Origin of the sequence: Streptomyces pallidus (ex Mingjun et al. 2026) (genome assembly GCF_051550185.1) — a bacterium.
Taxonomy (GTDB): Bacteria; Actinomycetota; Actinomycetes; order Streptomycetales; family Streptomycetaceae; genus Streptomyces.
In genome coordinates this window covers 6,421,959-6,434,412 of the sequence record NZ_CP196181.1, presented here as the reverse complement: position 1 = coordinate 6,434,412, position 12,454 = coordinate 6,421,959, and the positions used below count along the sequence as shown (strand labels likewise).

Genomic DNA, 12,454 nt, shown 5'->3' with positions numbered 1-12,454 from the left:
GGCGGGTGCCGGACCGGGGGCCGTCGGGGTGCGGGGGCGGGCGCAGGTCAGGACGCGGCGCGGGTCTCGTGGGCTATTTCGACGTCGCCCGAGTCACCGAAGGTGAGCCGGCAGGTGTCCGCGCGGTACGTGGCGACGGAGACGGCCGCCGTGCCCCCGGCGGTGAGGAAGCGGGTGGTGACCACCAGCACCGGGGCTCCGGGCAGGCGGTCCAGCTCCTTGGCGTCGTCGGCGCGGGCGGAGCCGAGCTCGACCGAGCGGTCCTGGCCCTCCAGGGCCAGTCGCTGCAGCTCGCGCAGCACGGCACGGGCGCGGGCGGCCCCCGCGGGCGCGTCGATCGCGGAGAGCCCGGGCACGGAGGCCGCGGGCACGTACAGCAGTTCGGCTGCGACGGCCTGGCCCTGGGTGATCCGGGTCCGGCGCACGGTGTGCACGGGCTGGTCGGCGGGGACGCCCAGCAGCTTGAGGGCCGCGGCGGGCACGGGCGCGTCGACGGCGTCGACGGCCTCCCAGCCGTCGGCGGCTTCGCCGGGCCAGCTGTGGCGGGGGGTGCCGACGGCGACACCGACCCGCGGCGGGGCGACGGTGGTGCCGACTCCGCGGCGGCGCTGCAGGCGGCCTTCCAGTTCGAGCTGCTCCAGCGCCTGGCGCAGGGTCGCGCGCGCCACTCCGAAGCGGGCGGCGAGCTCCCGCTCGTTCGGCAGGACCTCCCCGACGGCGAAGTCCTGGTCGAGTGCCTCGCTCAGAACGGTCTTCAGGTGCCAGTACTTCGGCTCCGGCACCGTTTCCAGCTGCGTGGTCCCCACCCTGACTCCTCCTGCCATCGCTGCAATCGCCGTGTTCCAGCGGCAGTTCCGCGCCTTTGTTTATTAAAGGTTCCTGCACTATCCCTTGCGACCATAGGTCGGTGCAGCACCTTGGTCAAGACCAATCCTCACCCCTTTACCGGGCAGATCGGGCATACGCATCAAGCCGTTCATACGATGTTCGCGCCGCCCTCAAGGGCGTGCCATGCGATCCGGACTCGACTGCTCCGACACGCCGGAGGCTTGTAGTCAAGGCCTACCGGACGGTAATCATGACCATAGCGATTACTGACAGCCTGTCTCACACGCCTCCACCCGACGAGGAGCAGCATGACGGCCACGGTCTCCTTCCCGATCGACTCGCCGCTGGGCCCCCGCACCGCCACCGTCACCTACGAGCGCAAGGGATCCGGCGAACCGCTCCTCCTGCTCCACGGCATAGGCCACCACCTCCAGGCCTGGCACCCGGTGACCGACATCCTCGCCTCCGAGCACGATGTGATCGCCGTCGATCTGCCCGGCTTCGGCCTCTCCGAGCCCCTGCCCGACGGGGTCCCCTACGACCTCCCCACCGTCGCCGCCGCGCTCGGCTCGCTCTGCGCGGCCCTGGGAGCCGAACGCCCGCACGTCGTCGGCAACTCCCTCGGCGGCCTCCTCGCCCTCGAGATGGGCCGCGGCAGCCTGGCCCGCTCGGTCACCGCGCTCTCCCCCGCGGGCTTCTGGACCGAGGCCGAGCGCAGGTACGCCTTCGCCACGCTGCGCGCGATGCGCGTCGGTGCGCTGGCCCTGCCGCTGTCCACCCTGGAGCGGCTCTCGCAGAGCGCCGCCGGCCGGACGGCCCTCACCGGCACCATCTACGCGCGCCCGGCCCGCCGTTCGCCCGCGGCCGTGGTCGCCGAGACCCTCGCCCTGCGCGAGGCCACCGGATTCGAGGAGACCCTGGCGGCGGGCCGCTCCGTACGGTTCACCGAGGACGTCCCCGGGCTGCCGGTCACCATCGCCTGGGGCTCCCGGGACCGGCTGCTGCTGCCCCGCCAGGGCGTGCGGGCCAAGCACGTCGTGCCGGGTGCCCGCCTGGTGCGGCTGCCCGGCTGTGGCCACGTCCCGATGAACGACGACCCGGCGCTGGTCGTGCGGGTGGTCCTGGACACGGTGCGGGCGACCGCGAACACCGAGGTGGGATGACGTCCGGCGGCTGTTCATCCGGGGTTCGCGTGTGCGACGCGGGCGGGCCGGGGTGCCTCGGCACACTGGTCCGACCCTTCCCCGGTCGGCCCTGGAGACGCTCCGATGGCACCCATGCCGTACACCCGACGGTCCCTGCTCGGCGGTTCGATCGCCGTTCCGGTGGGCCTTGCCCTGTCCGGCTCGCTCGGCACGCAGGCGTTCGCCTCGTCCACCGCCACCGCCACCGCCACCTCGGGCCGGACCGCGGGCGCGGTCGGGACCGCGGCGGCCCCGGCCTTCGCCCGCTCGGGCCGGCCGAGCGCGCCGTGGGGCGTCCAGTCCGGTGAGATCACCGCCCATTCGGCCACCGTCTGGACGCGCTCGGACCGCCCGGCGCGGATGTACGTCCAGACCTCCCCGAGCGAGTCCTTCCGCTACGGCGTCCGCCACCACGGCGGCCCCTACCTCGGCCCCGGCACCGACCACACCGGCACCGTCACCCTGCGCGACCTTCCCCCCGGCCAGGAGATCCACTACCGGGTCGTCCTGGCCGATCCGGGCGACCCGCGCCGCTGCAGCCGGCCGGTGCAGGGCTCGTTCCGCACCACCCCCGTATCGCGCCGCCGGAACGTGCGCTTCCTGTGGTCGGGGGACCTCGCGGGCCAGGGCTGGGGCATCAACCCCGACCTCGGCGGCTATCGCGTCTTCGACGAGATGCGGCTGCGCGACCCCGACTTCTTCCTCTTCAGCGGGGACACGGTCTACGCCGACGGGCCCCTCCAGGCCTCGGTCCCGCTGCGCGACGGCACCACCTGGCACAACGTCACCACCGAGGAGAAGTCGAAGGTCGCCGAGACCCTGGACGAGTTCCGCGGCACCTTCCGCTACAACCTCCTCGACCGCAACCTGCGCGACTTCAACGCCCACGTGCCGGTCCTCGCCCAGTGGGACGACCACGAGGTGCGCAACAACTGGTACCCCGGCCAGTTGCTGGACGACCCCCGCTACACCGTCCGGGACGTCGACACCCTCGCCTCCCGCGCCCGCCGGGCCTTCGGCGAGTACTTCCCCGTCACCGACCTGCGCGGCGGCCGCGCCGAGGGCCGGATGTACCGGGTGATGCGGTACGGCCCGCTGCTCGACGTGTTCGTGCTCGACATGCGCACCCACCGCAACGCCAACTCCCCCGGCCGCCAGACCGACGACCCGATCGGCATCCTGGGCGCCGAGCAGCTGGCCTGGCTCAAGCGCGAGCTGTCGCGGTCGCGGGCCGCCTGGAAGGCGATCGCCGCGGACATGCCGCTCGGGGTCGTCGTGCCCGACGGCGCCGCGAACTTCGAGGCCGTCGCCCAGGGCGACCCGGGCGCGCCGCTGGGCCGCGAGCTCCAGATCGCCGAGCTCCTGCGCCACATCAAGCACCAGCGCATCACGGGCACCCTCTGGCTGACCGCGGACGTCCATTACACGGCCGCGCACCACTACGCCCCCGAGCGGGCCGCCTTCGCCGACTTCGCGCCCTTCTGGGAGTTCGTCTCCGGCCCCGTCGGGGCGGGCGGCTTCCCCGCCGGCAGGCTGGACGCGACGTTCGGACCCCGCACGGCGTTCGTCCAGTCGGCCCCGTTCGCGAACACGTCGCCGTCCGAGAACCCCCCGTACTACGGGGAGGTCGAGATCGACGGCGACTCCGGGGAACTGACCGTGCGGTTGCGGCGCCAGGGCGGTGCCGTACTCTTCACCAAGACGCTCCAGCCGGGCCGCATGGGTCAGTAAGGCGGCCGCCGGGAGCGGCAATCAGGGCGAAATCGGCCAGATGGACGCTTAACCGAGCGGTCACAGATCGTTCGTAACCACGCAACACCCCTGCGTCACAGTGGCATGCATGACTGAACGCACGCACGCCGCCGCCCACCGCTCCCACCGCCACCACCACTGGCGCCGCGACGTCGTCGAGCTGGCCGCGCTCTTCTGCGCCGTCGCGGTCGCCGACGGCATCGCGAACCTCGTCGTGCACGGCCCGAGCGGCCCCGCCCTGCTGGTCGCCTCGGCCGTCGCGCTCCTGGTGACGGCGGCGTTCCACACCTGGTGGGCGCGCCGCCACAGCCATGCACCGCCGCCCGCACGCGCGGGCCGCTCCGATACGGGTGCCGCCGGCCCGGCCACGGCTCCGGCCCCGGCGGCCCCCGCCCGGTCCGCGGCGGGCTCCCCCGACGACGGGGCGACCGCCACGGCCGCGCTGTGGCGGATGCGGACGACGGTGCGCGACGAGCCCGGCAGCCTCGCCGCCCTGTGCACGGCACTCGCCTCGCACGGCGTGGACATCCTGAACCTGCAGACGCATCCGCTGCCCGAGGGCGGCACCGTGGACGAGTTCCTGCTGCGCGCCCCGCAGCAGCTGCCGCCCGCCGAGCTCACCCGTGCGGCCGCCGGCGCCGGCGGCAGGGACACCTGGATCGAGCGGGCCGACGCGCACGACCTCGTCGACACCCCGACCCGGGTGCTGGGCCTGGCGACCCGTACCGCACTGGACGCCGCTGAACTGCCGCTGGCGCTGCGCCAACTGCTCGGCCGCTGCACCATCCACTCCATCCCGGCGACCAGCCTCTCCGGCCGTCCCAACGTCGGCGCGGACGCCCCCGTCGAGGGCGTCCTCGAAGCGACCGTGATGCGGCTGCGCGACCCCTCGGGCGGTGCCCTCACCGTGGAACGGCCCCATCTGCCGTTCACACCGACCGAGTTCGCCCGCGTCCGGGCCCTCGTCGAGCTCGACGCCCGGCTCGGCCCGCGCATCCCGCGCAGCCAGGACGTGCTGACCCTGCCCGAGGGCAACGAGATCACCGTGCGCCGCGCCGACCGGTCCGACCTGCCCGCCGCCCGCGCGATGCACGACCGCTGCTCCGAGCGCACCCTGGGCCTGCGCTACCACGGCCCGGTCGCCGACGCCGACCGCTACCTCGACCACCTGCTGAGCCCGCGCTTCGGCCGCACGCTGGCCGCGACCACCGCCTCCGGCAAGCTGGTCGCCCTCGGCCACCTGCTGTGGGACGGGGACGAGACCGAGGTCGCGCTCCTGATCGAGGACGACTGGCAGCGCCGCGGGATCGGCTCCGAGCTGCTGCGCCGGCTCGTCGCGCTGGCCGTCGAAGCCCGCTGCTCCAGCGTGTACGCCGTGACCCAGTCCTCCAACACCGGCATGGTCGCTGCCATGCGCGGCCTCGGCCTCCCCCTCGACTACCTGGTCGAGGACGGCACCCTCGTCATCACCGCCCGCCTCGACGGGGCACCCGTCGGCACCGGGCTCCCGCACGGGCTGCCCCGCGCGGCCCTGAACGCGCAGCGTCATCAGGCCGACAGCGAACGGTGATGACGCGGACCCTTCGTGCATACGAAGATGTCCGCATGTCAGACACCCTCAGCAGCGACATCGCGTCCCGGCTGCCCCGTCAGGTCGCCGACGCCTACGTCGACGACCTCATCGCCCTCGACCCCATCACGGGTACCTACCTCGGTGTCGCCGCGAGCTCCGGCAGGCTCCCGGACTTCTCGCCGGCCGGCCGTGCGGCCGTGGCCGACCTGGCCCGCGCCACGCTCGCGCGGCTCGACGCGGCCGAGCGGCTGCCCGGCGCGGACGGCGACGCCGAGCGCCGCTGCGCCCGCCTGCTGCGTGAGCGCCTCACCGCCGAACTCGCCGTGCACGAGGCGGACGAGGACCTGCGAGCCGTCAGCAACATCCACTCCCCCGCACACTCGATCCGCGAGGTCTTCCCGCTGACCCCGGCGGACACGGACGAGGACTGGGCCGCGATCGCCGAACGGATGCGCGCGGTGCCCGCCGCCCTGGCGGGCTACCGCGAGAGCCTGCAACTCGGGCTCGACCGCGGCCTGTACGGCGGTCCGCGCGCTACCGACACCTTCATCGGCCAGCTCACCACCTGGGCCGGCGAGGACGCCCCCGGCGACGGTGACGGCGGCACTGCGGGCGTCGGCTTCTTCGGCGAGTTCGCCGCCCGCGGCCCGCAGGCCCTGCGCACCGAACTGGAGCAGGCGGCCGGCGCCGCGACCGCCGCCCTCACCGAACTGCGCGACTGGATGCGCGCGGTGTACGCCCCGGCCGTCGCCGGCGCCCCGGACGCGGTGGGCCGCGAGCGCTACGCCCGCTGGTCGCGCTACTTCAACGGCACGGACCTCGACCTGGACGAGGCGTACGCCTACGGCTGGTCGGAGTACCACCGGCTGCTGGCCGAGATGAAGGTCGAGGCGGCCAGGATCCTGCCCGGCGCCGGCCCCTGGGACGCGCTGCGGCACCTGGACGAGCACGGCACCCGCATCGGCGTCGACGAGGTCCAGTCCTGGCTGCAGGGCCTGATGGACGAGGCCATCGAGAACCTGGACGGCACCCACTTCGAACTCGCCGAGCGGGTCAAGCGGGTGGAGTCCCGCATCGCCCCGGCGGGCGGCGCCGCGGCCCCGTACTACACGAGCCCGTCCGAGGACTTCTCCCGCCCCGGCCGCACCTGGCTGCCGACGATGGGACAGACCCGCTTCCCCGTCTACGACCTGGTCTCCACCTGGTACCACGAGGGGGTTCCGGGCCACCACCTCCAGCTCGCGCAGTGGACGCACGTCGCGGACCGGCTCTCCCGCTACCAGGCGTCCGTCGGCCTGGTCAGCGCCAACGTCGAGGGCTGGGCGCTGTACGCGGAGCGCCTGATGGACGAGCTGGGCTACCTGAAGGACGCCGAGCAGCGCCTGGGCTACCTCGACTGCCAGATGATGCGGGCCGCGCGGGTCATCGTGGACATCGGCATGCACCTGGGCCTGGAGATCCCGGCGGACTCGCCGTTCCACCCGGGCGAGCGCTGGACCGTGGACCTGGCGCAGGAGTTCTTCGCGCAGCACAACAGCCGGCCCGCGGACTTCATCGAGAGCGAGGTGACCCGCTACCTGTCGATGCCGGGCCAGGCGATCGGCTACAAGCTGGGCGAGCGCGCCTGGCTGCTGGGCCGGGACAACGCCCGGGCCGCGCACGGCGAGGCGTTCGACCTGAAGGCGTGGCACATGGCGGCGCTCTCGCAGGGTTCGCTGGGCCTGGACGACCTGGTGGACGAGCTGTCGCAGCTCTGACCCGGGGCACCGGTCCCGCGCGTACGGGCCGCCCGCTGCCCCGAGGGGATGCGGGCGGCCCGTACGACCGTCGGCAGCAGCATCAGCAGCCGCAGTGGTCGGAGCCGGTGGGCGCGGTCAGCGGGTCGGCCTCGGCGCGCTGCCGGCTGCCCTGCCAGGTCTCGACCTCGAAGCCCTCGCGGATCCAGTACTCGATGCCGCCGAGCATCTCCTTGACCTGGAAGCCGAGCCGGGCCAGGGCGAGCGCGGAGCGGGTGGCGCCGTTGCAGCCGGGGCCCCAGCAGTACGTGACCACGGGGACGGTCTTGTCGAGGAGCTGCTCGGCCTGCTGGGGGACCAGGGCGGTCGGCAGGTGGACCGCTCCGGGGACGTGGGCCTGGTCCCAGGCGGGGGTGGAGCGGGAGTCGACGAGCTGGAAGCCGAGGGCGGCGCCCTGCTCGCGGTGGGCCCTGAAGGCGGCGGCGACGTCGGACACGTCCGCGTGGAAGGCGAGGCTGGCGGCGAAGTAGGCGGCGGCCGCGGCGGGGGTGGCCGGGGGAACCCGGAGTACGGGGTTCTCGGGCGCGGCGGAGCCGGCAGAGCCGGAGGCCGAAGCGGAAGCGGAGGTGGACTGGGCGGGCTGTGTCGTCGTCATGTCAGCGAATCTATGAGCCTATTGATCACCCGGAAAGGGACTTTCCCCGGCATTCCTCTTGTTTGACCGGGGATTCCCCTGCTACACCAGCCGTATGACCGAGTATTCCCCCGACGCCACCGATTGGCGCATTCTGGCAGCCCTCCAGGAGGACGGTCGGGCCAGCTTCGCCGACCTCGCCCGCGCCGTCTCCATGTCGGCCAGCGCCGTCACCGAGCGGGTGCGCCGCCTGGAGGAGGCCGGAGTGATCACCGGGTACACGGCCGTGGTGGACCCGGAGAAGCTGGGCAAGTCGATCCTGGCACTGGTGCGGCTGCGCTATCCGCACGGCAACTACAAGCCGTTCCACGATCTGCTGGAGGCGACGCCGGAGATCCTGGAGGCCCACCACGTCACAGGCGACGACTGCTTCGTGCTGAAGGTCGCCGCCCGCTCGATGGGCCATCTGGAGGAGGTCGCCGGCCGCATCTCCGGGCTCGGCGCCGTCACCACGAGCGTCGTGTACTCCTCGCCGCTGCCCCGCCGCCCGCTCAGTCCGTGACGGCGGCCGTGCGGTGCCTGACCGCCGAGCCGCCGCGCTGTTTGACGACCTCCAGCTGTGCCTGCACACGGGTCCTGAGGTCGGCGACATGGCTCACGATGCCGACGCTGCGGTCCCGCTCGCGCAGCGAGTCCAGGACGTCGAGGACCTCGTCGAGCGCCTGGTCGTCCAGACTGCCGAAGCCCTCGTCGATGAAGAGGGTGTCCAGGCGTACGCCGCCCGCCTCGTCGGAGACCACGTCGGCCAGACCGAGGGCGAGGGCGAGGGAGGCGAAGAAGGTCTCTCCGCCGGACAGGGTGGCGGTGTCGCGCTCGCTGCCGGTCCAGGCGTCCACCACGTGCAGCCCGAGACCGGAGCGTCCACGGCCGCTCGCCTTGGCGTCGGAGTGGACGAGGGTGTAGCGGCCGCCGGACATCTTCAGCAGCCGGACCGTCGCCGCGGCCGCGACCTGCTCCAGGCGGGCCGCCAGCACGTACGCCTCCAGCCTCATCTTGCGCTCGTTGTCGGCGGAGGTGCCCGCGGTCAGGCCGGCCAGCCGGGCCACCCGCTCGTAGGCCTCGCGCAGCGGGCCGAGGGCGCGCAGCTCGTGCTCGGCCTGCCGGGAGAGCCGGTCCAGCTCCGCGCACCGCACCTGCGCCGCGTCGACGGCGGAGGAGGCGGAGCGCACCAGTGCCTCGGCCCGCTCGGCCTCGGCCCCGGCGGCGTGCGGGTCGGCCGGGGGCAGGGCGGCCGCGGCCGCGGTGTCGGCCTCGCCGCGGCGGTCGGCGAGCGTCGCCTCCTCGGCCCGCCAGGCGTCCAGGCGGTGCTGGAGCGCGCTGCGTTCACGGTCCGGGAGCACGGCGGCGGCCGCAGCCTCGACGGTGTCGAAGCCGGCCTTGAAGGCGGCGTCGGCGAGCTGGCCGTCGGCCTCCTTGAGCCGGGCGGCGGCGGTCTCGGAGCGGCGCAGCGCGGTTCCGGCGGCGGCGACGATCCGGACCCGGTCCTCCAGGATCCGGGCGCGGGCGGCGAGGGTGGGCTCGTTTCCGCGGAGCAGGGCCAGCCCGGCCTCCAGCGAGGCCTGCTCCCCGTCCAGGGCCTCGCGCAGGGAGGCCCTGGCGGCGGCCCGGCGTTCGGCCTCGAGCCGGTCGGTGCTGCGTGCGGCGTGCTCGCGTTCGGCACGGGCCAGCCGCTCGCGGGCGGCGTGCAGGCCGGCCGCGGCGGCGTGGGCGGCGGCGTGCCGGGAGCTGAGGTCCGCGGCCAGGGCGATCAGGTCGGCGGTGGTGGCGTCGCCCGCGGCGGCCGCGGCCCCGGCGCGGGCCTCCTGGGCGGCGGCGAGGGCCCGCTCGACGGCGGCCCTGCGCTCCTCGGCGTGCTCGTAGCGGGCGTGGGCGGCGTCCTCGGCGGCCCGGTCCACGTGCCCGGGGGCGGGGCGGGCCGGGTCGGGGTGCGCGTCGGAGCCGCACACCGTGCACGGCTCGCCCGCCACCAGCGCCGCGGCCAGCTCGGCGGCGATCCCGCGCAGCCGGGCCTCCTTGAGCTCCAGCCACGTCTCCCGGGCCGTGGCCGACTCCTCGCGTACGGCGGCCAGTTCGCCGGCGGCGCGCTGCGCGTCGGCGTCCAGCGCGTCGCGCCGCCGGGCCGCCTCCAGGCGGAGCCGGACGGGCTCCAGCTTCCCGGCGAGCTGCTCGGCCAGGGTCGCGGCCTGCTGTGCGGCGTCGACGCGGCCGACGAGCGCGGCGCGGGCCTCCTCCCAGCCGGCCAGCCACTCGGCGGACTCGCGCAGCTGCTCCTCGGCGGCGCGGGCCTCGCGCTCCAGGGCGGCCCGCTCGCGGCCGATCTCGGCGCTGCGCTCCTCGGCGCGCCGGCCGGCGCCCAGCGCGCCGAGGTCCTCCCGCAGCCGCTGCTCCTCGGCGGCCAGCTGCTCCGGCCCGGCCCCCGCCAGGGGCGGGGGCAGTTCGGCGCGGGCGGCCGCCTCCGCGCCGACGGCGGCCAGGTGGGCGGCCTCGGCCGCGCCGCGCAGTTCCAGGGCGGGCGCGACGAGGGCGGCGCGGCCGGCCCGGTCGAGGAGTTCGCGGATCCGCTGCCGTTCGGGGGCCGCTTCGGCGAGGAGGGCGGCCCGGCGCGCGGTCTCGGCGTGCCGGCGCTGCAGCCGGTCGAGCTCGCGGGCCTCCTCCGCGGCCCTGCGGGCGGCGGCGTGCCGGCCCTCGACGGCGGCCAGCGCGTACTCGGTGACGGTGAGCCGCTCCCGGGCGGCGCAGCGCGCGACGGCGGCCCAGGCCCGGACGGCCCCGGCGAGGCCGGGGTCGCCGGGCTGGTGGCCGGGCATGGGCCAGGCCCGCAGGTCGGCGCTGTCGCCGGCCGCCTGGGCGAGCCGCTGCGCGGTGCCGAGGACCTTCTCGTCGCCGGCTCGGACCCTGGCCTCGGCGGCCCGGCGGCGCTCGGCGAGCAGGGTCTCGACGGCGGCGAAGCGGCGGGTGTCGAAGAGGCGGCTCAGCAGGCGGATGCGGGCCTGCTCGTCGGCGCGCAGGAAGCGGGCGAACTCGCCCTGCGGCAGCAGGACGACCTGGCAGAACTGCTCCCGGCTCATGCCGAGCAGCTGCTCGACCTCCTCGCCGATCTCCTGGTGGGAGCGGCTGAGGGCGGCCCACTGCTGCCCGTCGAACTCGCGCAGCCAGCTCTGCGGCTTGTCCTTGGTGGTGCCGGTGCCGCGCTTCTTCGGCCGGTCCTGTTCGGGGCGCCGGGTGATCTCCAGGCGCCGCCCGCCGGCGGTGAGTTCGAGGGTGACCTCGGTCGGGGTGGCGGGCGCGGCGTGGTCGCTGCGCAGGCTGGTGCCGGGGGCCTGGCGGGCGCCGGGAACGGACCCGTACAGGGCGAAGCAGACGGCGTCCAGGACGGAGGTCTTGCCCGCGCCGGTGGGTCCGTGCAGCAGGAAGATCCCGGCGGCGGACAGGGCGTCGAAGTCGATCTCCTGGGGTTCGGCGAACGGGCCGAAGGCGGTGATCCGGAGCCGGTGCAGCCTCATCGGCGGGCCTCCTGGAGGCCCTCGGCGGCCGCGGTGCGGACGTCCTCGAAGGCGGCCTGGAGCACGGCCCGTTCGGCCTCGTCGGCGCCGCCGCCGCGGACGTGGGCGACGAAGTCCTCGGCGATCTCCTGGTCGCTGCGGCCGCGGAGCCGCTGGGCGTAGGTGGCGCCGCCGTCCTCCTCGCGGCCCTCGGGGTCGAAGGCGAGGCTCAGGACGTGCGGGAAGCGGGCTGCGAGGCGGGCCATGGGGTCGTCGGGGCGTACCGGGTCGGTGAGGGTGGCCTCGATCCAGGACTCCTCGTGCGCGGTGTGCGCCGGGTCCTCCAGCAGCGCGGCGAGGGGGCCGCGCAGCCGGGCGAGCCGCCGCGGCACGGGGGTGTCGATCCGCTCGGCGGTGATCTCCCCGGCGGGGCCGAGGTCGACGAGCCACGTGGTCTTGCGGTGGTCGGCCTCGGAGAAGGAGTAGGCCAGCGGGGAACCGGAGTAGCGGACCCGCTCGTTGATGGTCTGGCAGCCGTGGAGGTGGCCGAGGGCGGCGTAGTCGACCCCGTCGAAAACGGAGGCGGGTACGGCCTCGACGCCGCCGACGGCGATGTCGCGTTCGCTGTCGCTGGCCCGGCCGCCGGTGACGAAGGCGTGGGCGAGGACCACGGAGCGGGTCCCGGGGGTACGGCCGGCGAGGTCGGCCCGGATGCGGTCCATGGCCGCGCCGAGGACCGCCTCGTGGCTGACCCGTTCGGCGCCGATCGCATCCTTGACCAGGGCCGGCTCCAGGTAGGGCAGCCCGTACAGCGCCACGTCGCCGTGTGCGTCGGACAGCACCACCGGGTCGGCGCAGCCCTCGGGGTCGGTCCTGAGGTGGATGCCGGCCCGGCCGATCAGCCCGGCCCCGACGCCGAGGCGGCGGGCGGAGTCGTGGTTCCCGGAGATCATGACGGTGGGGACGCCGAGGTCGGCGAGGCGGTGCAGGGCGCGGTCGAAGAGCGCGACGGCGGGCAGCGGGGGCACCGCCCGGTCGTACACGTCGCCGGCGACGAGGACCGCGTCGACCTCGTGCTCGCGGACGGTGTCCACGAGGTGGTCGATGAACGCGGCCTGGGCTCCGAGCAGGTTGACGCGGTGGAAGGACCGGCCGAGGTGCCAGTCGGAGGTGTGCAGGAGCCTCACTCGCCGGCCCCGCCGGCC

General features: G+C 75.1%; 9 protein-coding genes. 5 read left to right on the top strand and 4 right to left on the bottom strand.

What is annotated here, in order from left to right; all coding sequences use genetic code 11:
* Positions 1–47: 47 nt before the first annotated feature.
* Complete coding sequence (locus tag ACSHWO_RS28625; protein ID WP_361097680.1) at positions 48–806, bottom strand: GntR family transcriptional regulator; 759 nt, start codon at positions 804–806, stop codon at positions 48–50.
* A 330-nt stretch (positions 807–1,136) separates the two neighbouring features.
* On the opposite strand from ACSHWO_RS28625, the gene ACSHWO_RS28620 reads away from it, so the two are divergent.
* From ACSHWO_RS28620 to ACSHWO_RS28605, 4 genes are all read left to right on the top strand, one after another.
* Positions 1,137–1,991, top strand: coding sequence for an alpha/beta fold hydrolase (locus ACSHWO_RS28620; RefSeq protein WP_385845326.1), 855 nt, complete (start codon positions 1,137–1,139; stop codon positions 1,989–1,991).
* Between the two features lie 114 nt (positions 1,992–2,105).
* Entirely contained in the window at positions 2,106–3,743 is a 1,638-nt protein-coding gene (locus ACSHWO_RS28615; RefSeq protein WP_438316211.1) for an alkaline phosphatase D family protein, read from the top strand.
* 109 nt (positions 3,744–3,852) lie between these two features.
* Positions 3,853–5,334, top strand: coding sequence for a GNAT family N-acetyltransferase (locus ACSHWO_RS28610; RefSeq protein WP_438316208.1), 1,482 nt, complete (start codon positions 3,853–3,855; stop codon positions 5,332–5,334).
* A gap of 35 nt (positions 5,335–5,369) precedes the next feature.
* Complete coding sequence (locus ACSHWO_RS28605) at positions 5,370–7,094, top strand: DUF885 domain-containing protein (RefSeq protein WP_438316205.1); 1,725 nt, start codon at positions 5,370–5,372, stop codon at positions 7,092–7,094.
* Positions 7,095–7,176: 82 nt separating this feature from the next.
* On the opposite strand, the gene ACSHWO_RS28600 is transcribed toward ACSHWO_RS28605, so the two are convergent.
* Positions 7,177–7,728 carry a rhodanese-like domain-containing protein gene (locus ACSHWO_RS28600; protein WP_438316202.1) on the bottom strand — a complete coding sequence of 184 codons (552 nt, stop codon included), beginning with the start codon at positions 7,726–7,728 and terminating at the stop codon, positions 7,177–7,179.
* A gap of 94 nt (positions 7,729–7,822) precedes the next feature.
* Here ACSHWO_RS28600 and ACSHWO_RS28595 point away from each other — a divergent pair, with 94 nt between their 5' ends.
* Positions 7,823–8,269 (top strand): Lrp/AsnC family transcriptional regulator, encoded by a 447-nt coding sequence (locus ACSHWO_RS28595; RefSeq protein ID WP_361097698.1) that lies wholly within the window; start codon positions 7,823–7,825, stop codon positions 8,267–8,269.
* On the opposite strand, the gene ACSHWO_RS28590 is transcribed toward ACSHWO_RS28595, so the two are convergent.
* Complete coding sequence (locus ACSHWO_RS28590) at positions 8,259–11,270, bottom strand: AAA family ATPase (RefSeq protein WP_438316199.1); 3,012 nt, start codon at positions 11,268–11,270, stop codon at positions 8,259–8,261. The genes ACSHWO_RS28595 and ACSHWO_RS28590 overlap by 11 nt on opposite strands.
* On the bottom strand, positions 11,267–12,436 hold the full coding sequence (locus tag ACSHWO_RS28585; protein WP_385845305.1) for an exonuclease SbcCD subunit D: 1,170 nt from the start codon (positions 12,434–12,436) through the stop codon (positions 11,267–11,269). The genes ACSHWO_RS28590 and ACSHWO_RS28585 overlap by 4 nt, the downstream gene beginning before the upstream one ends.
* Between the last annotated feature and the right edge of the window lie 18 nt (positions 12,437–12,454).

Coding starts and splice junctions, on each gene's coding strand:
- ACSHWO_RS28620 (WP_385845326.1), top strand. CDS start 1,137: ATGACGGCCACGGTCTCCTTCCCGATCGACTCGCCGCTGGGCCCCCGC.
- ACSHWO_RS28615 (WP_438316211.1), top strand. CDS start 2,106: ATGCCGTACACCCGACGGTCCCTGCTCGGCGGTTCGATCGCCGTTCCG.
- ACSHWO_RS28610 (WP_438316208.1), top strand. CDS start 3,853: ATGACTGAACGCACGCACGCCGCCGCCCACCGCTCCCACCGCCACCAC.
- ACSHWO_RS28605 (WP_438316205.1), top strand. CDS start 5,370: ATGTCAGACACCCTCAGCAGCGACATCGCGTCCCGGCTGCCCCGTCAG.
- ACSHWO_RS28600 (WP_438316202.1), bottom strand. CDS start 7,728: ATGACGACGACACAGCCCGCCCAGTCCACCTCCGCTTCCGCTTCGGCC.
- ACSHWO_RS28595 (WP_361097698.1), top strand. CDS start 7,823: ATGACCGAGTATTCCCCCGACGCCACCGATTGGCGCATTCTGGCAGCC.
- ACSHWO_RS28590 (WP_438316199.1), bottom strand. CDS start 11,270: ATGAGGCTGCACCGGCTCCGGATCACCGCCTTCGGCCCGTTCGCCGAA.